Annotated in this window: 21 protein-coding genes; 7 read left to right on the forward strand and 14 right to left on the reverse strand. The window is 71.5% G+C overall.

What is annotated here, in order from left to right:
• The 9 genes from M8C17_RS30840 to M8C17_RS30880 all read right to left on the reverse strand — a co-directional run.
• Nucleotides 1-581 (reverse strand): LysE family transporter (locus M8C17_RS30840; protein WP_252420180.1); only part of this gene is annotated, 581 nt, incomplete at its 3' end.
• Nucleotides 582-845: 264 nt separating this feature from the next.
• Nucleotides 846-1,307, reverse strand: coding sequence for a metal-sulfur cluster assembly factor (locus tag M8C17_RS30845; protein ID WP_252420182.1), 462 nt, complete (start codon nt 1,305-1,307; stop codon nt 846-848).
• Complete coding sequence (gene sufU, locus M8C17_RS30850; RefSeq protein WP_252420184.1) at nt 1,304-1,780, reverse strand: Fe-S cluster assembly sulfur transfer protein SufU; 477 nt, start codon at nt 1,778-1,780, stop codon at nt 1,304-1,306. The genes M8C17_RS30845 and sufU overlap by 4 nt, the downstream gene beginning before the upstream one ends.
• Nucleotides 1,780-3,114, reverse strand: coding sequence for a cysteine desulfurase (locus M8C17_RS30855; RefSeq protein ID WP_252420186.1), 1,335 nt, complete (start codon nt 3,112-3,114; stop codon nt 1,780-1,782). The genes sufU and M8C17_RS30855 overlap by 1 nt, the downstream gene beginning before the upstream one ends.
• A gap of 20 nt (nt 3,115-3,134) precedes the next feature.
• On the reverse strand, nt 3,135-3,908 hold the full coding sequence (gene sufC, locus M8C17_RS30860) for a Fe-S cluster assembly ATPase SufC (RefSeq protein WP_203177985.1): 774 nt from the start codon (nt 3,906-3,908) through the stop codon (nt 3,135-3,137).
• Nucleotides 3,908-4,234 (reverse strand): non-heme iron oxygenase ferredoxin subunit, encoded by a 327-nt coding sequence (locus M8C17_RS30865; RefSeq protein WP_124771052.1) that lies wholly within the window; start codon nt 4,232-4,234, stop codon nt 3,908-3,910. Before M8C17_RS30865 ends, sufC begins: the two co-directional genes overlap by 1 nt.
• Nucleotides 4,234-5,379 (reverse strand): Fe-S cluster assembly protein SufD, encoded by a 1,146-nt coding sequence (gene sufD, locus M8C17_RS30870; RefSeq protein ID WP_252420188.1) that lies wholly within the window; start codon nt 5,377-5,379, stop codon nt 4,234-4,236. Before sufD ends, M8C17_RS30865 begins: the two co-directional genes overlap by 1 nt.
• Nucleotides 5,380-5,440: 61 nt before the next feature.
• On the reverse strand, nt 5,441-6,871 hold the full coding sequence (gene sufB / locus M8C17_RS30875) for a Fe-S cluster assembly protein SufB (protein WP_074312771.1): 1,431 nt from the start codon (nt 6,869-6,871) through the stop codon (nt 5,441-5,443).
• Nucleotides 6,868-7,590: a helix-turn-helix transcriptional regulator gene (locus tag M8C17_RS30880; RefSeq protein WP_374559743.1), complete on the reverse strand. Its 723-nt coding sequence runs from the start codon at nt 7,588-7,590 to the stop codon at nt 6,868-6,870. Before M8C17_RS30880 ends, sufB begins: the two co-directional genes overlap by 4 nt.
• Before the next feature lie 176 nt (nt 7,591-7,766).
• Between M8C17_RS30880 and M8C17_RS30885 the strand changes: the two genes are divergently transcribed.
• Entirely contained in the window at nt 7,767-8,732 is a 966-nt protein-coding gene (locus M8C17_RS30885; RefSeq protein ID WP_252420192.1) for a heme A synthase, read from the forward strand.
• A gap of 250 nt (nt 8,733-8,982) precedes the next feature.
• Here M8C17_RS30885 and M8C17_RS30890 read toward each other — a convergent pair whose 3' ends face one another.
• The 3 genes from M8C17_RS30890 to M8C17_RS30900 form a co-directional block, all read right to left on the reverse strand.
• Complete coding sequence (locus M8C17_RS30890) at nt 8,983-9,903, reverse strand: RimK family alpha-L-glutamate ligase (protein WP_252420194.1); 921 nt, start codon at nt 9,901-9,903, stop codon at nt 8,983-8,985.
• Nucleotides 9,904-9,917: 14 nt separating this feature from the next.
• Nucleotides 9,918-10,253 (reverse strand): hypothetical protein, encoded by a 336-nt coding sequence (locus tag M8C17_RS30895; protein ID WP_252420196.1) that lies wholly within the window; start codon nt 10,251-10,253, stop codon nt 9,918-9,920.
• Between the two features lie 288 nt (nt 10,254-10,541).
• Entirely contained in the window at nt 10,542-11,495 is a 954-nt protein-coding gene (locus M8C17_RS30900; protein WP_252420198.1) for a heme o synthase, read from the reverse strand.
• 264 nt (nt 11,496-11,759) lie between these two features.
• Between M8C17_RS30900 and tkt the strand changes: the two genes are divergently transcribed.
• From tkt to pgl, 6 genes are all read left to right on the forward strand, one after another.
• Nucleotides 11,760-13,898, forward strand: a complete 2,139-nt coding sequence (gene tkt, locus M8C17_RS30905; protein ID WP_252420200.1) for a transketolase — start codon at nt 11,760-11,762, stop codon at nt 13,896-13,898.
• 16 nt (nt 13,899-13,914) lie between these two features.
• Nucleotides 13,915-15,093: a transaldolase gene (gene tal / locus M8C17_RS30910; RefSeq protein ID WP_252420202.1), complete on the forward strand. Its 1,179-nt coding sequence runs from the start codon at nt 13,915-13,917 to the stop codon at nt 15,091-15,093.
• Nucleotides 15,090-16,739: a glucose-6-phosphate isomerase gene (locus M8C17_RS30915; RefSeq protein ID WP_252420204.1), complete on the forward strand. Its 1,650-nt coding sequence runs from the start codon at nt 15,090-15,092 to the stop codon at nt 16,737-16,739. The genes tal and M8C17_RS30915 overlap by 4 nt, the downstream gene beginning before the upstream one ends.
• A gap of 2 nt (nt 16,740-16,741) precedes the next feature.
• Complete coding sequence (gene zwf, locus M8C17_RS30920) at nt 16,742-18,292, forward strand: glucose-6-phosphate dehydrogenase (RefSeq protein ID WP_252420206.1); 1,551 nt, start codon at nt 16,742-16,744, stop codon at nt 18,290-18,292.
• 108 nt (nt 18,293-18,400) lie between these two features.
• Entirely contained in the window at nt 18,401-19,417 is a 1,017-nt protein-coding gene (locus M8C17_RS30925) for a glucose-6-phosphate dehydrogenase assembly protein OpcA (protein WP_252420208.1), read from the forward strand.
• Nucleotides 19,418-19,575: 158 nt separating this feature from the next.
• Complete coding sequence (gene pgl, locus M8C17_RS30930; RefSeq protein WP_252420210.1) at nt 19,576-20,346, forward strand: 6-phosphogluconolactonase; 771 nt, start codon at nt 19,576-19,578, stop codon at nt 20,344-20,346.
• 31 nt (nt 20,347-20,377) lie between these two features.
• Here pgl and M8C17_RS30935 read toward each other — a convergent pair whose 3' ends face one another.
• Complete coding sequence (locus M8C17_RS30935; RefSeq protein ID WP_252420212.1) at nt 20,378-20,719, reverse strand: RNA polymerase-binding protein RbpA; 342 nt, start codon at nt 20,717-20,719, stop codon at nt 20,378-20,380.
• A gap of 137 nt (nt 20,720-20,856) precedes the next feature.
• Nucleotides 20,857-21,117 (reverse strand): preprotein translocase subunit SecG, encoded by a 261-nt coding sequence (gene secG / locus M8C17_RS30940; protein ID WP_252420214.1) that lies wholly within the window; start codon nt 21,115-21,117, stop codon nt 20,857-20,859.
• Nucleotides 21,118-21,180: the final 63 nt, after the last annotated feature.

Here is a 21,180-nt window from a genome sequence, read left to right on the forward strand (position 1 = left end):
GCGCTGGAGGTGAGGGCGGTGGCCTTTCGGCCACGGGGGCCGGTGAGGATGCGGCCGACCAGGGTGCCGCCGCCGGCGATGAGCAGTTGCCAGCTCGCCGAGGCCACGAAGGCTCCGAGCACGAACAGCGCGGCCGCCGCCCCACCCGGGTCGGTGGCGTCGCCTCGGCCGAGCACCAGCGCGGCGAAATAGACCACCGTCGCCGGGTTGAGCAGTGTCAGCGCCAGAATGCCGGCGAAGGCGCGCAACGGGGTGTCCAGGCCGCGACGGCGCCGGGTATCGGTCACCGGCACGGGCCGCAGGGCGCGCCACGCGGTGTGCGCGGCGAGCGCGAGCAGCACCGCGGCGGCCGCCATCCGCAGTGGACCGGCCACCGGTTCAACCAGACCTGCGACAGCGGCACCAGCGACGGCGGCGACAGCCGCGTACAGGCCGTCGGCGGTCGCGACGCCGAGCGCGCCGGCCGCGCCGACCCGGAACGAGGTACGGGCACTGAGCCCCAGGATGAGCACCGCGATCGCCCCGACCGGAATGGCGACGCCATAGCCGGCGACGAGGCCGGCGAGGAACGCCCCGGTCACGGTCGTCGCTGCCGGATCGAGGCGCGACGCGGAAGCGTGCGCTGTCGGCGCGCGACGATGGCCGCGCCGACAGGAAGCTGCATCCGGTACGCCTCGATCATCCGCTCATGCTGCGTGACCCGGCCCATCCCCGCCACCGCATTTCCGCCGCACCACCACGGTCGCCCGCCGCCGCAGCGGGACATCGGGACGCGGGTGTGCGGAAAGCGTCGAGCGCGGCACCCCGGAGGAGTACCGCGCTCGATGCCGCCGACCGGAGTCGGCTCAGACGTTGAAGCCGAGGGAACGGAGCTGGTCCCGACCCTCATCGGTGATCTTGTCCGGGCCCCACGGCGGCAGCCAGACCCAGTTGATGCGGATGTCGTTGACCAGGCCGCCACCGGGGCCGGTGGTCAGCGCCTGCCGGGCCTGGTCCTCGATCACGTCGGTCAACGGGCAGGCCGCCGAGGTGAGCGTCATGTCCAGGGTCGCGACGTTCTCGTCGTCGACGTGCACCCCGTACACCAGGCCCAGGTCGACCACGTTGATGCCGAGCTCGGGGTCGACGACGTCCTTCATCGCCTCCTCGATCTCGGCGATGACGGCCTTGCTGACGCCGGCCGCCGGGGCGGCGGCGTCGCCGGCACCCTGCGTGGCGGCACCGTCGGTCGTCACGGCGTCGGTCTGCGGCGTCGCGGTGGCGTCACCGGCCTCCGGCGTCGCTTCGGTAGCGGTGTTCTCGCTCATGCCTTCACCTCCTCCGGGCTCACGCCCACCCCGGCGCGTGCCGCGGCGTCCTTGAACGCCATCCACGGCAGCAGCGCGCACTTGACCCGAGCGGGGTAGCGGGCAACGCCCGCGAAAGCCACCCCGTCACCGAGTACGTCCTCATCCGGCGTGACCTGGCCACGGCCGGACATCAACTCGACGAACGCCTCGTGCACCGCGAACGCCTCACCCGTGCCCCGACCGCGCAGCAACTCGTGCAGCACGCTCGCCGAGGCCTGGCTGATCGAGCAGCCCATCCCGTCGTACGAGATGTCGTGCAGCACGGCGCCGTCGGTGGCCACCCGGACGGTGACCTCGTCGCCGCAGGTCGGGTTGACGTGGTGCGCCTCCGCGACCTGGTCGCCCAGGTCCTCGGCGTCGCGCAGGCCACGACCGTGCGGGTGCTTGTAGTGGTCCAGGATGATCTCCTGGTAGAGCTGGTCGAGTTGCATCAGTCGAACACCTTCCGCACCTGCTCCAGACCGGCCACCAGAGCGTCGATCTCCTCGGTGGTGGTGTAGAGGTAGAACGAGGCCCGGGTCGTGGCCGGGACGCCGAACCGGCTGCACACCGGCTTGGCACAGTGGTGACCCACCCGCACCTGCACGCCGAGCGAGTCGAGCACCTGACCCACGTCGTGCGGGTGCACGTCACCCAGCGCGAACGAGATGGTGCCGCCCCGGCCCACCGGCACGGTCGGGCCGAAGATCCGCAGGTCGCGCACCGAGCCGAGGGCGTCCAGCGCGTACGCCGTCAGCTCCTTCTCGTGCCACTGGATGGCCGGCATCCCGATCCCGGTGAGGTAGTCCACCGCGGCGCCGAGCGCGACGGCCTCGGCGATCGGCGGGGTGCCCGCCTCGAACCGGGCCGGCGGCGCGGCGAACGTCGACCGGGCCATGGTGACCGTCTCGATCATCGAGCCGCCACCGAACACCGGCGGCATCGCCGCCAGCAGCTCACCCCGACCCCAGAGCACGCCGATGCCGGTCGGGCCGCACATCTTGTGCCCGGTGAAGACGATGTAGTCGGCGTCGAGGTCGACCACGTCGATGGGCAGGTGCGGCACCGACTGCGAGCAGTCCAGCAGCAGCAGCGCGCCCACCTCACGGACCCGCGCGGTGATCCGGGAGGTGGCGTTGATCGTGCCGAGGATGTTCGACATGTGCACCAGCGAGACGATCTTCGTCCGCTCGGTGACCAGGTCGTCCAGGCCGGACTCGTCGAGCCGGCCGCCGTCGGTGACCGGGAACCAGCGCAGGGTCGCGCCGGTCCGCTCGCAGAGCAACTGCCAGGGGACGATGTTCGAGTGGTGCTCCATCTCGGAGATCACCACCTCGTCGCCGGGGCCCAGCCGGAAGCGCTCGTCCGTCTCGCGAGACGGAGCAGCCAGCACAGAGGCGTCGGGGCGCAGCGAGGCGTTGGAGAACGCGTACGCCACGAGGTTGATCGCCTCGGTGGAGTTCTTGGTGAACACCACCTCGTCGGCGCTCGGCGCGTTGATGAACGCGGCGATCTTGGCCCGCGCGCCCTCGTACGCCTCGGTGGCCTCGGTGCCCAGGGTGTGCACCGAGCGCGACACGTTGGCGTTGTGCCGCGCGTAGTGCTCCCCGAGCACGTCGAGCACCGCGCGGGGTTTGTGCGAGGTGTTGGCGCTGTCAAGGTAGACCAGCGGGTGCCCGTTGATCTCCCGGTCCAGGATCGGGAAGTCGGCGCGCACCCGGGCCACGTCGAAACGCGGCACGTCGTCGTACTGCGGCATCCCCGTCGGGATCGCGATGCTGGTCATCTCGGCAGCGCCTCTCCCGCTCAGGCCTTGGCCGTGCCGGCCCCGGCGGCGTACCGCTCGTAGCCCTCGGCCTCGAGCTTGTCGGCCAGCTCCGGGCCGCCCTGCTCCACGATGCGACCGGCCACGAAGACGTGCACGAAGTCCGGCTTGATGTAGCGCAGGATCCGCGTGTAGTGGGTGATCAGCAGCACGCCGGTGTCGCCGGTGTCACGGACCCGGTTGACGCCCTCGCTGACCACGCGCAGCGCGTCCACGTCGAGGCCGGAGTCGGTCTCGTCGAGGATGGCGATCTTCGGCTTGAGCAGCTCCAGCTGAACGATCTCGTGGCGCTTCTTCTCACCACCGGAGAAGCCCTCGTTGACGTTGCGCTGGGCGAACGCCGGGTCCATCTGGAGGCGCTCCATGGCGCCGCGCAGCTCGCCGCCCCAGGTGCGCAGCTTCGGCGCCTCGCCGTCGATGGCGGTCTTCGCGGTGCGCAGGAAGTTCGCCACCGAGACGCCGGGCACCTCGACCGGGTACTGCATGGCCAGGAAGAGGCCGGCGCGGGCCCGCTCGTCGACGGTCATGGCGAGCACGTCCTCGCCGTCGAGGGTGACGGAGCCGCCGGTGATCTCGTACTTGGGGTGACCGGCGATCGAGTACGCCAGGGTCGACTTGCCGGAGCCGTTCGGGCCCATGATCGCGTGGGTCTCACCGGAGCGGACGGTCAGGTCGACACCGGCCAGGATCGGCTTGAGCTCACCCTCGGGCAGCTTGACCGACACCTTCAGGTCGCGGATCTCCAGGGTGCTCATTATCGGGTCACTCCATTACTCGGCGTCAGGCTGAGGTAGATGTCGCCGTCGCGGACTTCGACGGGGTAGACGGGTACGGGTTCGGTGGCCGGCAGCCCGGTGGGCTCCCCGGTGCGCAGGTCGAAGCGCGAGCCGTGCAGCCAGCACTCGAGCGTGCAGCCGTCGACCTCACCCTCGGAGAGGGCGACCGAGGCGTGCGAGCACTCGTCGTAGGCGGCGTAGAACTCGCCGTCCTCGCCGTGCACCAGCGCGATCGGTGTGCCGTCGACGTCCGCGCTGATCGCGGTCCCCTTCGGCACGTCCTCGGTGGAGCAGATCCGGATCATCAGGCGCCCGCCTTGGCCAGCCGGGCCTCGATCGCGTCGCCCAGGCGCTCGCGCAGCGGCTCCACCGGGATCTTGTTGATCAGCTCGGCGAAGAAGCCGCGGACCACCAGGCGGCGGGCCTCGCTCTCCGGGATGCCCCGGGCCATCAGGTAGAACAGCTGCTCGTCGTCGAAGCGGCCGGTCGCGCTGGCGTGGCCGGCGCCGGCGATCTCGCCGGTCTCGATCTCCAGATTGGGTACGGAGTCTGCCCGCGCGCCGTCGGTGAGCAGCAGATTCCGGTTGATCTCGTACGTGTCGGTGCCGGTCGCCTCGGCCTGGATCAGCACGTCGCCCACCCAGACGGTGTGCGCGTCCTCGCCCTGCAGCGCGCCCCGGTAGCCGACGTAGCTGCGGCAGTCCGGAACGTTGTGGTCGACCAACTGCCGGTGCTCCAGGTGCTGGCCGGAGTCGGCGAAGTACACGCCGTACAGCTCGGCCTCGCCGCCCCGACCGGTGTACTCCACCGAGGTGAACTGCCGGACCAGGTCACCGCCGAGGCTGACCTGGACGTGCACCACCCGGGCGTCCCGACCCAGCTTGATCTTCAGGTGCTGCGCCTGCACCGCGTCGTCGGCCCAGTCGGCCACGGTGACCAGGGTCAGCTTCGCCCCGTCGGCCACCGAGACCTCGACGTTGTCGGCCAGGGTCGCCGAGCCGACGTGCTCCAGCACCAGGGTGACCTCGGCGAACCGGCCCACCTCGACGAAGGTGTGCCCGAAGGCCAGACCCTCGGCGCCGTCACCGACCACCCGCACGGTCACCGGCGCACCCACCACGACGTCGCTGGCCACCGAGAACAGCAGCGCGTGGTCGGCACCGCCGTACGCGAGCGCGCTGACCCGGTCGACCGGGGTGAGCACGCTGCCCACCCGCGGGTCGTCGGTGCTGATCCGCTCCACGGCCACGCCCTCGGGCAGGTCGCCGTACTCGTGCCGGACCGTGCCGGTGGCGGCCTGCGGCTCACCGGCGAGGCCGCGCAGCCGCTTCAGCGGGGTGAAACGCCACTCCTCCTCCAGGCCGGTGAGGGCCGGGAAGTCGGCGACGTCGTACGAGCGCAGCGCCTGCGACTTGGTGCTGGGCGGCGGCGCGGAAGCCTGGGTAGTCATGTCTTCCTTGGTCTGTTCTGCAACGACGGTGTCTGGTGCGGGGTCGGCGGGGCGGGCGGCGTCAGCCGACCGCGCCCTCCATCTGGAGCTCGATGAGCCGGTTCAGCTCCAGGGCGTACTCCATCGGGAGTTCCTTGGCGATCGGCTCGATGAAGCCACGCACGATCATGGCCATCGCCTCGTCCTCGCTCAGGCCCCGGCTCATCAGGTAGAAGAGCTGGTCGTCGCTGATCTTGGAGACGGTCGCCTCGTGCCCCATCGACACGTCGTCCTCACGGATGTCGACGTACGGGTAGGTGTCCGAGCGGGAGATGGTGTCGACCAGCAGCGCGTCGCACTTGACCGTGCTCCGGCTGTGGTGCGAACCCTCCAGCACCTGCACCAGACCGCGGTACGAGGTGCGGCCGCCGCCCCGGGCGATCGACTTGGAGACGATGGTCGAGGAGGTGTGCGGCGCGGCGTGCACCATCTTGGCGCCGGCGTCCTGGTGCTGACCCTCGCCGGCCATCGCCACCGAGAGCACCTCGCCCTTGGCGTGCTCGCCGGTCATGTAGACCGCCGGGTACTTCATGGTCACCTTGGAGCCGATGTTGCCGTCGACCCACTCCATGGTCGCGCCCTCGTGGCAGACGGCGCGCTTGGTGACCAGGTTGTAGACGTTGTTCGACCAGTTCTGGATGGTCGTGTAGCGGCAGCGCGCGTTCTTCTTGACGATGATCTCCACGACCGCGCTGTGCAGCGAGTCGGAGGAGTACAGCGGCGCGGTGCAGCCCTCGACGTAGTGCACGTACGCACCCTCGTCGACGATGATCAGCGTCCGCTCGAACTGGCCCATGTTCTCCGTGTTGATCCGGAAGTAGGCCTGCAGCGGGATCTCCACGTGCACACCCTTCGGCACGTAGATGAACGAGCCACCGGACCACACGGAGGTGTTCAGCGCGGCGAACTTGTTGTCGCCGACCGGGATCACCGTGCCGAAGTACTCCTTGAAGACGTCCTCGTGCTCGCGCAGCGCGGTGTCGGTGTCGAGGAAGAGGACGCCCTGCTCCTCAAGGTCCTCACGGATCTTGTGGTAGACGACCTCCGACTCGTACTGCGCCGCGACGCCGGCGACCAGCCGCTGCTTCTCCGCCTCCGGGATGCCCAGCCGGTCGTAGGTGTTCTTGATGTCCTCGGGCAGGTCCTCCCAGCTGGTGGCCTGCTTCTCGGTGGACCGCACGAAGTACTTGATGTTGTCGAAGTCGATCCCGGTGAGGTCCGCGCCCCAGGCCGGCATCGGCTTGCGACCGAACAGCCGCAGGCCCTTCAGGCGCAGGTCGAGCATCCAGGCCGGCTCGTTCTTCTTGGCCGAGATGTCCCGCACCACCGCCTCGTTGATGCCGCGCTGGGCGACCGCCCCGGCGGCGTCCGGGTCGGACCAGCCGTACTCGTAGCGACCCAGGGCGGCGAGCTGCTCTTCCTGGGTGAGGGGCTGGACGATCTGCTCGGTCATCTATCTGTCCTCACAGTGGTGACGGGATTACCGGACTGGGCGCGTGCCGGCTGGGCCGGAATGTGCGTGGTGCACACCCCGTCGCCGTGCGCGATGGTGGCCAGGCGCTGCACGTGGGTGCCGACCAGACGGGAGATCACCGCGGTCTCGGCCTCGCACAGCTGGGGAAACTCGGCGGCCACGTGCGCCACCGGGCAGTGGTGCTGGCAGAGCTGGCCGCCGGAGGCGATCGTGGTCGCGTTGGCAGCGTAACCCTCGGCGGTGAGCGCGTCGGCGAGTGCCTCCGCCCGCGCCAGGGGGTCGTCGCCGGCGTCCTCCATGGCGGCCCGACAGCGGGACTCCAGGGCGGACACCTGCTCGGTGGCGAACGCCTCGACCGCGTCGGAGCCGCCACTGCGGGCGATCCAGCGCAGCGCGGCGGTGGCCATGTTGTCGTAGTGGTGCGTGCCACAGCGGACCCGGGCCGCCTCGGTCAGCAGGAACACCTTGGCCGGACGTCCCCGACCACGGCTGCCCTGCACCGTCTGCTCACGGGCGAACACGTCACCCTCGGCGAGCATCGCGTCCAGGTGCCGGCGGATCGCCGCGGGGCTGAGCCCGAGCGCCGAACCGAGCTGCGCGGCGGTGGTGGCACCCCGCTCCAGCAGCAGCTGGGTGACCCGGTCCCGGGTGGGGACCTCGGTCGCCGCGGCGCCGCCGAGCGCGGTCGACGTGGTCACGACGGGCGCGGACGCGGACACACCGACGGCCGGAGCGGCCGTCGGCTGCTGCCCCGAGAGCGCCGCCGTGTTTTTCACAACGCCAACGTTACGTAATTACTCGGAGGGTCGCAAACCCGGGTGCCGGTGATCCGAACCACCGACCCGGCGGAGTCGGACGAACCTCGATCACTACGGTGCGTAGGATTTGCGCCGTGAACCGATACGTCCGTCCGGTCTCCGGCACCCTGCTGCGCCGCCTCGCGCTCGCCTCGATCATCGCGAACGTGGGCATCGTCGTCACCGGCGGGGCCGTCCGGTTGACCGCCTCGGGCCTCGGCTGCCCCACCTGGCCCCGGTGCACCGACGCGTCGTACGTGGCGACATCGGAGATGGGCCTGCACGGGGCGGTCGAGTTCGGCAACCGCATGCTCACCTTCGCCGTGGGGCTGATCGCGCTGGCCACGGTGCTCGCCGTGCTGGCGCACCGCCCCCGCCGGCCCGGGCTGCTGGCCCTGGCCGTCGCGGTCTTCCTGGGCATTCCCGCCCAGGCGGTGATCGGTGGCATCACCGTGCTCACCAACCTCAACCCGTGGGTGGTCGGGCTGCACTTCCTCGCCTCGATGGCGGTGATCGCCGCCGCGTACGCCCTCTGGCGGCGGATCGGCGAGCCCGACGGCCCGACGGTGGCCGTGGTGCCGGCGCCGCTGCGCACGCTGGCGCGGGTCACGACCGGCGTCGCCGTCGCGGTGCTGGTCGTCGGCACCTGGGTGACCGGCAGCGGCCCCCACGCGGGCGACCAGGGCGCCGCCCGCAACGGGCTGGACCCGGAGTCGATATCCCAGGTGCACGCCGACAGCGTCTTCCTGCTCCTCGGCCTCTCGGTGGCGCTGATCTTCGCGTTCCGCGCGGTCGGCGCACGACGCGCCACCCGGGCCGCGGTCGTCCTGCTCGCCGTGGAGCTGGGTCAGGGCCTGATCGGCTTCGTGCAGTACTTCACCCACGTGCCGGCGATCCTGGTCGGCGCGCACATGCTCGGCTCCTGCCTGGTGCTGCTGGCCGCCCTCGCGGTGCAGTGGTCCACCCGCGAACGCCACCCGCTCACCCCCGCACCCCAGGCCAGCACGCCCGCCGAGGCCGAAGCCGTCCCAGCCACCGCCTGACGCCGCACAAAGCCGCCGCCCAGCGAAACCTCGGCCGCGGCCCGCCGCGTGATCTCGCCGGCTGAAGCCCCCACCATCCGCACGCTTTGCTCTGCGTCAACGACCGCAACACCGACCGCCGGAAATCGGACGCCGGGTGTTGCGTCGGTTGAAGCAGAGCAAAGGAGGGTTGACCACCGCCGGCGGGTCACGTCCGTCCGACCCGAGACGCGGCAAGCGGGCCGTGGGGGCGTCGGACGCCTGGGTCGGGTCAGCCTCGGCGGGCCAGGTGGATGGCGACAGCGTCGGCGACGCGGTCGGGTGCGCCCTCGGCGTGACCGACGAAGAGCGAGGGCTCGGTCAGCTCCAGCTCGACCAGGACCGGAGCGCCGTCCGGGCCGGGGATCAGGTCGACCCGGGCGTAGAGGAGCTGATTCGTGCCGCCCGGCACCACCGCCAGGGTCTTCTCCGCCACCGCCAGCTGCGTCGGGGTCGCGGTGCGGGCGGTGATCTCCTCGCCCTTGTAGAGCCCGTCCGGGCCGAGGTCCGGGCCGGTCAGCATCGGGCCCTTGCGGATCGCGTGGCTGAACGTGAGCCCGTCGGGGCCGGCCAGGAAGAGCAGGGCCGTCTCACCCTCGGTGTCGACAGCGGTCAGGTACGGCTGGACCATGGTCACCCGACCGGCGTCGGACAGCCGCCGCACGTGCGCGCCGGCCAGTTCCCGGTGCTCCGGGTCGGCCAGGTCGTACCGCCCGGTGTCCTGGCTGCCCGCGCTGACCGCTGGCTTGACCACGTACTCGCCGCTGTCGGCCGGTGAACGCCAACTCTCCCCCGGCTCGATCCAGAACGTCGGCACGGTGGGCACGCCGGCGGCGCTCAGCTCGGCGAGGTAGCGCTTGTCGGTGTTCCAGCGCACCACGTCGGCCGGATTCACCAGCGCCGGGACGGTGGCTGCCCAGGCGACGAACTCGTCGCGGCGCAGCGCGTAGTCCCACGGTGAGCGGAGCACGACCAGGTCGTACGAGGACCAGTCGACGCCCGGGTCGTCCCAGACGGCCGCCTCGGCGGCGATCCCCCGGGCGGCCAGAGGGGTGAGGACCAGCCGGTCGTCCGGGTCGAGGTCGGCCAGTTCGGCACAGGTCACGAGAGCGACCCGGGGTTCCCCCCGGGTCGACTGGTGGTGGTCGGTCAATTCAGGTGTCTATCTCAGCGGGCCATCGTGCGCCGGGCCATCGACCGCCAGAGGTCGTTGCTCGGGCGCATCTGGTCCATCAGTTCACGCTCCCAGGCGTTCTCGACGGTGACTCCCGCCTTGGCGCACGCCTCGCGTGCGGTGACGGTGTCCTCGGCGAACTGGTCGCCCCACTCACCGTCGGAACCCACGAGGACGATTCGCGCGCCACGCTTGCCGACGTACTCGATGACCGCCTTCGCCCCGCCGTGCCCGGAGGCGAACGACTTGAGGCCCGCGACCAGACCGTTGGGCGCCTGGTCGCCGGCGGTCTGCTCGGCCGTCAGCGTCGTATCGGAACCATCTGCCATGACGCGAAGCCTAAGCAGAGTTCCACTCAGGCGGGCGAGAACCATGAACCTTTTGTGATGCCAATTACCTACAGGTTTAAGGAAGACCACAGACTGCCTGTCCGGTTATATCCGGACTTTCCACCGCAAAGCACGTCGGCAAACCGGGTCTCAAGGACCGCAGGTTGAGTCGATCCGACTCATGCCGAAAGTTACCCTGATGTGACGTTAAACCCGGACAACTCATCCATGGTCGTGATTAAGCGAGAGCTTCCACCGCCAGGGGTGGAGCAGCCGACGCGGCCCGCGTCAGATCAGCGCGTCGATCGCGACGGCCACGAAGACGATCGTCAGGTACGTCGTCGACCAGTGGAACAGCCGCATCGGCTTGACCGCCTCGCCGCGTGTCGCCCGCCGGCAGAGCCGGTGCGCCTCGACCAGGAAGATCGCGCCCACCACCAGGGTCGGCACGCCGTAGATCGCGCTGAGCCCCAGCGGCCAGACGGCCAGGGAGGTGAGCACGGTGAGCCAGGCGAAGATCAGGATCTCGGCGTTGACCCGGCGCGTGGAGGCAACCACCGGCAGCATCGGGATGCCGGCCCGGGCGTAGTCGTCCTTGTACTTCATGGCGAGGGGGTAGAAGTGCGGCATCTGCCAGAAGAAGACCACCGCGAACAGCCCCCAGGCGGCCGGCGCCAGCGAGCCGGTCACCGCCGCCCACCCGATCAGCACCGGGGCGGCCCCGCAGGCCCCACCCCAAAAGGTGTTCGTGGGCGTGGAGCGCTTGAGCCACAGCGTGTAGACGAGGTCGTAGTAGGCGATCGCGGCGAGCGTCAGCCCGGCGGCCAGCAGGTTGGTGAACGCCGCCATCAGGGCGACCGAGACCGCCGCGAGCACCAGACCGAAGACCAGCGCGCTGCGCGGCGACACGGTGTGCGCCGGAAGCGGGCGACGCTTGGTACGCCGCATCAACTGGTCGATGTCCCGGTCGATGTAGCAGTTGAGCACGCTGGCCGCGCCGGCGGCGAGCGAGCCGCCGATCAGCACCACGGCCATCAGCCACAGCGACGGCAGGCCCCCGTCGGCGAGCATCATCGCCGGGACGGTGGTGACCAGGAGCAGCTCCACGATCCGCGGCTTGGTGAGCGCCACGTACGCCGAGAGCACCGCGCGAACGTCCCGGCGGGCCACCGGGGCCTCGACCGCCCGCGCCGGGGGCTGCCCGGCAGGGTTGCTCGCGGGGCGCTCGGTGATCATGCTCACGGATTGCCACCTTCCGGCATCGCCACGGGGAGATCGATCGGCCGCGCCCGCTCGGGGGCCGCACACCGACCCACACACTACGCGCTGTCGTTTTGGCTGCCCGGCCGACCCGACAACGGTGCGGGCCGTCACACCACAGGGTTGAACGACACGGCCAATTGCCACGTACCGCACACCATGCACTGATCCCCGGGCGGACGTTTAGGCACGCTCGATAGGGTCACCAGTGAGGGTTCCGCCCATCTGCCGAGGAGCACAACCATCGTGGCTGCCAACCGACCCGAGCACTCCGCACTCAACTGGTCCGACCTCGACCGCCGGGCTGTCGATACCGTCCGCGTGCTGGCCATGGATGCCGTCGAGAAATCCGGCAACGGCCACCCGGGCACCGCGATGAGCCTGGCGCCCGCGGCCTACCTCCTCTTCAACCGGGTCATGCGGCACAACCCCGCCGACCCGAACTGGCCCGGCCGGGACCGGTTCGTGCTGTCCGCCGGGCACTCCAGCCTGACGCTCTACATCCAGCTGTTCCTGTCCGGCTACCCGATGAGCCTGTCCGACCTGCAGTCGCTGCGGCAGTGGGGCTCGCTCACGCCGGGTCACCCCGAGCACGGGCACACCCCGGGCGTGGAGACCACGACCGGCCCGCTCGGGCAGGGCCTGGGCAACGCGGTCGGCATGGCCATGGCGGCCCGCCGTGAGCGTGGCCTGTTCGACCCGGAGGCCGAGCCGGGCGCGTCGGTCTTCGACCACGACATCTGGTGCATCGTGTCCGACGGTGACGTCGAGGAGGGCATCAGCCACGAGGCGAGCGCCCTCGCCGGGCACCAGCAGCTGGGCAACCTCACGGTGATCTACGACGACAACGAGATCTCGATCGAGGACGACACCCGGATCGCCAAGAGCGAGGACGTGGCCGCCCGCTACGAGGCGTACGGCTGGCACGTGCAGACCGTCGACTGGCGCAGGGGCGACGCCGACCAGGGCGACTACCACGAGGACGCCGAGGCGCTGTACGCGGCGCTGCTGGCCGCCAAGGCGGAGACCGACCGTCCCTCCTTCATCGCGCTGCGCACCATCATCGGCTGGCCCGCGCCCAACAAGCAGAACACCGGCAAGATCCACGGCTCGGCGCTCGGCGCCGACGAGGTGAAGGCCACCAAGCAGATCCTCGGCTTCGACCCGGACAAGACCTTCGACGTCGACGAGGAGGTGCTCGCCCACGCCCGGAAGGTGATGGGCCGCGGCTCCGCCGCCCAGGAGGAGTGGACCACCGCGTTCGACGCCTGGAAGAAGGCCAACCCGGAGCGCACGGCGCTCTACGAGCGGATGGCTGGCCGCGTGCTGCCCGACGGCTGGGCCGACGCGCTGCCGGTCTTCCCCGCCGACGCGAAGGGCGTGGCCACCCGGGCCGCGTCCGGCAAGGTGCTGGAGGCCCTCGCGCCGGTGCTGCCGGAGCTGTGGGGCGGCTCGGCCGACCTGGCCGAGAGCAACAACACCACCATGAAGGGCGAGCCGTCCTTTATCCCGGCGTCGCACGCCACCAAGGACTTCCCCGGCCACGAGTATGGCCGCACGCTGCACTTCGGCATCCGTGAGCACGCCATGGGCGCGATCCTCAACGGCATCGCCCTGCACGGCGGCACCCGCCCGTACGGCGGCACGTTCCTGGTCTTCAGCGACTACATGCGTCCCTCGGTGCGGCTGGCCGCGCTGATGAAGCTGCCGGTGACCTACGTCTGGACGCACGACTCGATCGGCCTCGGCGAGGACGGGCCGACCCACCAGCCGGTGGAGCACCTGACCGCGCTGCGCGCCATCCCCGGCCTGGACGTGGTGCGCCCGGCCGACGCCAACGAGACCGCCTGGGCCTGGCGGCTGGCACTGGAGCACACCGACCGGCCGACCGCGCTGGCGTTGAGCCGGCAGCCGCTGCCGACCTTTGACCGCGACGTCCTGGGCAGCGCGGAGGGTGTGGCCAACGGTGGCTACGTGCTGGCTGAGGCGTCCAACGGCAAGCCGCAGGTGATCATCATCGGCACCGGCTCCGAGGTGCAGCTGTGCCTGACCGCCCGGGAGCGGCTGGAGGCCGACGGCACCCCGACCCGGGTCGTGTCCATGCCCTGCCAGGAGTGGTTCTACGAGCAGGACGAGGCGTACCGGGAGTCGGTGCTGCCGCGCGGGGTAAAGGCACGGGTGAGCGTGGAGGCGGGCATCGCGATGTCCTGGCGCGGCGTGGTCGGCGACCTGGGCGAGAGCGTCAGCCTGGAGCACTACGGGGCGAGCGCCCCGCACACCGTGCTCTTCGAGCAGTTCGGGTTCACCCCCGACCGGATCGTGGCGGCGGCACACGCCTCGCTGGCCCGGGTGGGCGACATCACCGGTTTCACGACCGGCAACTGAGGGGAGCGTGGACGGCATGACGGACAGGCTGAGTGAGCTCACCGCTGCGGGCGTGGCGGTCTGGCTCGACGATCTTTCCCGGGTACGACTGAGCTCCGGCGGGCTGGACCAGCTCCGCCGCGAGAAGCACGTGGCCGGCGTGACCACCAACCCGACGATCTTCGCGAAGGCGCTGAGCGACGCCGACGAGTACAACTGGCAGCTTCGCGACCTCGCCATGCGTGGCGTGGACGTCGAAGAGGCGGTGCGCATGCTCACCACGTACGACGTGCGGTGGGCCTGCGATGTGATGCGCCCGTCGTACGACGCCAGCGCGGGTGTCGACGGCCGGGTCTCCATCGAGGTGGACCCGCGGCTGGCCCACGAGAGCGACCGGACGGTCGCCGAGGCCAAGGCGCTGTGGTGGCTGGTCGACCGGCCCAACCTCTTCATCAAGATCCCGGCCACCGAGGCCGGCCTGCCGGCGATCACCGCCACCCTGGCCGAGGGCATCAGCGTCAACGTGACGCTGATCTTCGGGCTGGACCGCTACTCGGCGGTGATGGAGGCGTTCCTGGCCGGTCTGGAGCAGGCCAAGGCGAACGGGCACGACCTGTCCACCATCGGCTCGGTGGCGTCGTTCTTCGTCTCCCGGGTCGACTCCGAGGTCGACAAGAGGCTGGAGAAGATCGGCTCCGAGCAGGCCAAGGCGCTGAGGGGCAAGGCCGCCGTCGCCAACGCGCAGCTCGCGTACGAGCGCTACTGCGAGGTGTTCTCCTCCGACCGGTGGCAGGCGCTCGCCGACGCCGGCGCGCACCCGCAGCGACCTCTGTGGGCGTCCACCTCGACGAAGAACCCGGACTACCGGGACGTCATCTACGTCGAGGAGCTGATCGCGCCCGGCACCGTCAACACGATGCCGGAGGCGGTCATCCACGCGTACGCCGACCACGGCGAGACGCGCGCCGACACCATCACCGGCTCCTACGACGCGGCCCGCACGGTCTTCACCGACCTGGAGACGGTCGGGGTGGACATGTCCGACGTGATCGCCACGCTGGAGCGCGAGGGCGTGGAGAAGTTCGAGACCAGCTGGCAGGAACTGCTCGACGGGGTCCGCAAGTCGCTGGAGGCTGCGGCGAAGGGCAAGGGTGCGCCGAACAAGGCCGCCACGGGCAACGCCAAGGCCGCCGAGAAGGCCGGTGGTAACGCATGAGCGATCTTCTCGCCGGGGCGGCGGAGGCCGCCGCCGGGCTCGCGGTCCACGGCGCGGACGCGGTCGACAAGTCGGCGCCCGCCTCGACCCGGGACGCACTGGTCCGGGCCGAGGTGCCCGGCCGGCTGGCGGCGAAGGACCCGAGCCTGTGGGGTCCGGACGCCGAGGCCGAGGCGAAGGTCCGGCTCGGCTGGATGGACACCCACCAGCGCAGCCGGGAACTGCTGGTCCAGCTCGCCGAACTGAAGGCGGAGCTGGCCGACCTGGACCACGTGGTGCTCGCCGGAATGGGCGGCTCCTCGCTGGCCCCCGAGGTGATCACCCGGACCCTGGGCCGACCGCTGACCGTGCTGGACACCACCGACCCGGGCCAGGTCCGGGCCGCGCTCGGTGACCGGCTGGAGCGCACCGTCGTGGTGGTGGCCAGCAAGTCCGGCTCGACGGTGGAGACCGACAGCCACCGGCGCGCGTACTGGCAGGCGTTCCTGGACGCCGGGATGACCGAGGCGGAGGCCGGCCGGCACTTCGTCATCGTCACCGACCCCGGTTCGCCGTTGCAGAACACCGCCACCGAGATGGGCGCGTTCACCGTGCTGGCCGACCCGAACGTGGGCGGCCGGTACTCGGCGCTGACCGCGTTCGGGCTGGTGCCCTCCGCGCTGGCCGGCGTGGACGTGGCCGAACTGATCGACCAGGCCGACGCGCTGGCCGCGTCGCTCGGCAACGACCGGGACAATCCGGCGCTGGCGCTGGGCGCCGCGCTGGGTGCGGCCGCCACGCTGGCCCGGGACAAGGTCGCGCTGATCTCCGACGGCACCGGCATCGACGGGTTCGGCGACTGGGCGGAGCAGCTCATCGCCGAGTCGACCGGCAAGGCCGGGGTGGGCATCCTGCCCGTCGTGGTGGAGTCCCCGCAGAGCCCCGGCGCCACCGGGCCGGACGTGCTGAGCGTCACCTACGGCGGCGCGCTGGCCACCGGCGACGTGCCGGGCGGCGGCACCGACCCGGACGTGGCGGTCAACGGCCCGCTCGGGGCGCAGTTCCTGGCCTGGGAGTACGCCACCGCGGTGGCCGGCGTGGTGCTCGGCATCGACCCGTTCAACCAGCCGAACGTCACCGAGTCCAAGGAGAACACCAACAAGATCCTGGCCTCGGGCCTGCCGGCGGAGACGCCGTCGTTCACCGAGGGCGCGATCGAGGTGTACGCGCCGCAGGGCGCCCCCGGTGACCTGGCCGGCGTGCTGCGCTGGCTGCTCGACGGGCTGGGCGACGACGGCTACCTCGCGGTGATGGCGTACCTCGACCGGTTCGCCGACGCCGACGCGGCCCGGCTGCGGCCGCTGCTGGCCGGCGCGTCCGGCCGCCCGGTCACCTTCGGCTGGGGGCCGCGGTTCCTGCACTCCACCGGCCAGTACCACAAGGGCGGCCCGCAGGTCGGCAGCTTCCTCCAGGTGACCGGCGCGGTCGCCGAGGACCTGCCGGTGCCGGGCAAGCCGTACACCTTCGGCGAGTTGCAGGCGGCGCAGGCCGCCGGCGACCGGCAGGCCCTCGCCGGCCGGGAGCGCCCGCTGCTGCGGCTGCACCTGACCGACCGGGCCGCCGGCGTCGCCCAACTGCTCGACGCGGCCGGTGAGCTGCGGGCGTGAGGATGGACGACGTGACACAAGCGGAGCGAGGAGGCGGCGTGAACCCGCTGCGCGACCCCCAGGACCGCCGGTTGCCACGGATCCCCGAGCCGTGTGCTCTGGTGATCTTCGGGGTGACCGGCGACCTGGCCCGCAAGAAGCTGCTACCCGCGGTGTACGACCTGGCCAACCGGGGGCTGCTGCCGCCCGGTTTCGTGGTCCTCGGCTTCGCCCGGCGCGACTGGGGTGACGGCGACTTCGAGACGCTGGCGTGCGAGGCGGCCCGCAAGCACGCCCGTACCCCGTGGCGGGACGAGGTCTGGGCACGGCTGGCCGGCAACATCAAGTTCGTCGGCGGGTCGTTCGACGACGACGACGCGTTCGACCAGCTCGCCACGACGCTGGACGAGCTGCGGCAGAGCCACGGCATCGCCGGCAACGCGGCGTTCTACTTCTCCATCCCCCCGGCCGCGTTCCCCGTCGTGCTCAAGCAGCTCGCCCGCACCGGGATGGCCGACAACGAGAAGTCCGGCGGCTGGCGCCGCGTGGTGGTGGAGAAGCCGTTCGGTAACGACCTGCCCTCGGCGAAGGCGCTCAACGACCTCGTCGACGACGTCTTCACCCGGCAGGACGTCTTCCGGATCGACCACTACCTGGGCAAGGAGACGGTTCAGAACATCCTCGCCCTGCGGTTCGCCAACAACCTGTTCGAGCCGCTGTGGAACTCCAAGTACGTCGACTCGGTGCAGATCACCATGGCCGAGGACGTCGGCATCGGCAGCCGGGCCGGCTTCTACGACACCGTCGGCACCGCCCGCGACGTGCTCCAGAACCACCTGCTCCAGCTTCTGGCGCTGGTGGCGATGGAGGAGCCGACCAGCTTCGACGCCGACGAGATCCGCACCGAGAAGTTGAAGGTGCTCAAGGCGATCACCCTGCCCAAGGACGTGGTCCGCGACACCGTCCGCGGCCAGTACCTGCCCGGCTGGGTCGGCGGTGAACGTGCCGTCGGCTACCTGGAGGAGCAGGGCGTTCCCGCCGACTCCACGACGGAGACGTACGTGGCGGTGCGGCTGGGCATCCAGAACCGCCGCTGGGCCGGGGTGCCGTTCTACATCCGGGCCGGCAAGCGCCTCCCCCGGCGGGTCACCGAGGTGGCCATCATGTTCAAGAAGGCGCCCCACCTGCCGTTCAACGACGCCGACATGGAGTCGCTGGGCAACAACCAGTTGGTCATCCGGGTGCAGCCGGACGAGGGCGTGGTGCTGAAGTTCGGCTCGAAGGTGCCGGGCACCACGATGGAGGTCCGCGACATCGCCATGGACTTCCAGTACGGCGAGGCGTTCACCGAGTCCAGCCCCGAGGCGTACGAGCGACTGGTGCTGGACGTGCTGATCGGCGACCGCACCCTGTTCCCGGACGCGGCCGAGGTCGAGCAGAGCTGGCAGGTGATCGACCCGCTGGAGCACGCCTGGGTGGGCACCCGGCCGGAGCCGTACCGCGCCGGCGAGTGGGGGCCGCGGGCGGCCGACGAGATGCTGGCCCGCGAGGGCCGCGCGTGGCGACGTGCGTGAACGAGCGCAGCGAGCGAACCAGCAGGCACAGCAGCGGGGCGCTCGCGCCGCCGCGAAGCGGTGGCGCGAGCGAGGTGGCGGCGTGAGCGAGCAGACCAGGAGGCTCCAGTGATCGGGCTGTGGGACACCACCGGAAGTGAGGTGGTCAAGGCGCTCGCCGCCGAGCGGCGGAGCGCCGGCGGGGTGGCCAGCGGCATGGCGCTCACCCTCATCGTCGTGGTGGACGAGAAGCGGGTCCGCGAGGCGGAGGCGGCGGCGACCATCGCGGCCGCCGCCCACCCGTGCCGGCTGGTGGTGGTGGTCCGCTCCGAGATCGAGCGGGACCGCAACCGGCTGGACGCGGAGATCGTGGTCGGTGGCCGGCTCGGCCCGTGCGAGGCGGTGGTCACCCGGATGTACGGGCGGCTGGCCCTGCACGCCGAGTCGGTCGTGATGCCGCTGCTGGTTCCGGACGTGCCGGTGGTCACCTGGTGGCACGGCGAGCCACCGGCCGAGATCGCCACCGACTTCCTCGGGGTGGTCGCCGACCGGCGGATCACCGACACGGCGCAGGCCACCGACCCGGTGGAGGCGCTGCGGCAGCGGGCCCGGGACTACGCCCCGGGCGACACCGACCTCGCGTGGACCCGGATCACCCCGTGGCGGACCCTCGTCGCCGGGGCGTTCGACACCACCGAGGCGCGGGTCACCGAGGCGACCGTGGTCGCGCCGCCCAGCGACCCGACGGCGGCGCTGATGGTCGGCTGGTTGGCCAGCCGGCTCGGCATCACCCCCCGTCGGGTGGACACCAACGAGTTCCCGCGGATGCGTGAGGTGCAGCTGAGCTGCGCCAACGGCGACCAGCTGACGTTGACCCGCGAGGACAGCATGGCGGTGTTCCGGCGGACCGGCCAGGACGACCGTGCCCTGCCGCTGGTCCGTCGACCGCTCGGTGACGAGCTGGCCGAGGAGCTGCGCCGCCTCGACGCCGACCAGGTGTACGCGGAGGCCCTGGGCGCCACCGCCGGCCTGCGCGGGCTGGAGCAGCGTTCCCCGCAGCGGGTGCACGTCTGGAAGGATCCGGCCACCGCCCAGCGCGCCGAGGCCGGGGTCACCGCGCACTCCGGCACGAGCGGCGAGAGCTGATCCCGGCGACGGCCGGCGCACCACATCGGGCGGGGCCGGGGTGATCCCGGCCCTGCCCCGGCACCTCCGGGGCACCCTGCCCCGCCACCTCCGGGCGTACCAACCCGGGCACAACGCGACAGCGACCGTCCCACGGTCGGGAAACGAAGGCACAACCGATGAGTGAGGCGAGTGTCGCCGTTCACGCCGACGCCGACCTGCTGGCGCAGGCCGTGGCGGCCCGGCTGCTGGTGAAGCTGCTCGACGCCCAGGCCGACCGGGGCGAGGCCTCGGTGGTGCTCACCGGTGGGCGGATCGCCGCTGCCGTGTACCGGGCGGTGGCGCAACTGCCGGCCCGCGACGCGGTGGACTGGTCCCGGGTCGACGTCTGGTGGGGCGACGAGCGTTTCCTGCCCGCCGGTGACCCGGACCGCAACGAGACCCAGGCGCGGGCGGCCCTGCTGGACCTGGTGCCGCTGGACCCGGCCCGGGTGCACCCGATGCCGGCCTCCGACGGCCCGGCCGGCAACGACCCCGAGGCGGCCGCCGCCGCGTACGCCGAGGAGTTGGCGCGCGCCGCCCGCCCCGGGCACGCCGCGCTGCCGCACTTCGACGTGCTGATGCTGGGCGTCGGGGAGGACGGGCACGTCGCCTCGATCTTCCCCGAGCATCCCGTGCACTACGAGAGCCGGCCGTGCAGCGCGGTGCGGGGCAGCCCCAAGCCGCCGCCGCTGCGGACCACGCTCACCCTGCCGGCGATCAACACCGCCGAGGAGGTCTGGTTGGTGGCCGGCGGCGCGGACAAGGCCCGGGCGGTCGGCATGGCGCTGGCCGGCGCCGGGCCGGTGCAGCTGCCGGCCGCCGGGGTGCACGGCGTGGACCGTACCCGCTGGCTGCTGGACCGGGCGGCGGCGGCCGACGTGCCCGCCCGCCTGCGCAGCCTCCGCTGAGACCGAGGGGCCCCTTCCTGAGGGGCCCTTCTCACTCGCCCCGGCGGCGGCGCAGCGCGGCCAGCGCCTCGGCCAGCAACGCCTCACCCTCCTCGGCGGTGCGCCGCTCCTTCACGTACGCCAGATGGCTCTTGTAGGGCTCGGCGCGGGTCCGGCCGGGCGGGTTCTGCGCGTCCTGGCCCGCCGGGAGGCCGCAGCGGGGGCAGTCCCACAGCGGCGGCGCGATGGCGTCCGCGGCGATCCGGATGCTGGTCCGGTGGTCGTTGCGGCACCAGTAGGTGACGTCCTGTCGGGGGGCGGGATGGTGCCGTTCGTCCGGCCGGACGGGTGCGGACCCGACCCGGGCGCCGCGGATGACGTTGCCACTCGGCACGGCTGCTCGCTCCTGTCGTCGGAGGGACCCGCCGCCGGAGGGGGTAGGGCGGCGGGCGACGCGGTGCAGCGGAGAAAAGCCTGCGCGCGGCCCGTCGTAACGGACCGCGCGCAGATTGTACGACTTGACGGGCGTGCTCAGGCGCCGCTGTTCATCTGAAGGCGGAGCCAGAGCCCCAGCCCGACGATGGCGGCGAACCAGACGATGCTCACCAGAACGGTGTAACGGTCCAGGTTCTTCTCCGCCACAGACGAGCCGGCGAGGCTGGAGCTGACGCCACCGCCGAACATGCTCGACAGACCGCCGCCCTTGCCGCGGTGCAGCAGGATCAGCAAGGTGAGCAGAACGCTCGTGATGATCAGCAACACGATCAACGTGTATGCGAACCAGATCGGCATGGCTGGGGTCAGTCCTCTCGTAGCGATCCTCGCCCGGTCTGATCGGGCACGGTGGCACCGACC

The organism is Micromonospora sp. RHAY321 (assembly GCF_023896955.1).
GTDB lineage: Bacteria > Actinomycetota > Actinomycetes > Mycobacteriales > Micromonosporaceae > Micromonospora.

Coding starts and splice junctions, on each gene's coding strand:
- M8C17_RS30845 (WP_252420182.1), bottom strand. CDS start 1,307: ATGAGCGAGAACACCGCTACCGAAGCGACGCCGGAGGCCGGTGACGCC.
- sufU (WP_252420184.1), bottom strand. CDS start 1,780: ATGCAACTCGACCAGCTCTACCAGGAGATCATCCTGGACCACTACAAG.
- M8C17_RS30855 (WP_252420186.1), bottom strand. CDS start 3,114: ATGACCAGCATCGCGATCCCGACGGGGATGCCGCAGTACGACGACGTG.
- sufC (WP_203177985.1), bottom strand. CDS start 3,908: ATGAGCACCCTGGAGATCCGCGACCTGAAGGTGTCGGTCAAGCTGCCC.
- M8C17_RS30865 (WP_124771052.1), bottom strand. CDS start 4,234: ATGATCCGGATCTGCTCCACCGAGGACGTGCCGAAGGGGACCGCGATC.
- sufD (WP_252420188.1), bottom strand. CDS start 5,379: ATGACTACCCAGGCTTCCGCGCCGCCGCCCAGCACCAAGTCGCAGGCG.
- sufB (WP_074312771.1), bottom strand. CDS start 6,871: ATGACCGAGCAGATCGTCCAGCCCCTCACCCAGGAAGAGCAGCTCGCC.
- M8C17_RS30895 (WP_252420196.1), bottom strand. CDS start 10,253: ATGGCAGATGGTTCCGATACGACGCTGACGGCCGAGCAGACCGCCGGC.
- tal (WP_252420202.1), top strand. CDS start 13,915: ATGACGGACAGGCTGAGTGAGCTCACCGCTGCGGGCGTGGCGGTCTGG.
- M8C17_RS30915 (WP_252420204.1), top strand. CDS start 15,090: ATGAGCGATCTTCTCGCCGGGGCGGCGGAGGCCGCCGCCGGGCTCGCG.
- zwf (WP_252420206.1), top strand. CDS start 16,742: ATGGACGACGTGACACAAGCGGAGCGAGGAGGCGGCGTGAACCCGCTG.
- pgl (WP_252420210.1), top strand. CDS start 19,576: ATGAGTGAGGCGAGTGTCGCCGTTCACGCCGACGCCGACCTGCTGGCG.
- secG (WP_252420214.1), bottom strand. CDS start 21,117: ATGCCGATCTGGTTCGCATACACGTTGATCGTGTTGCTGATCATCACG.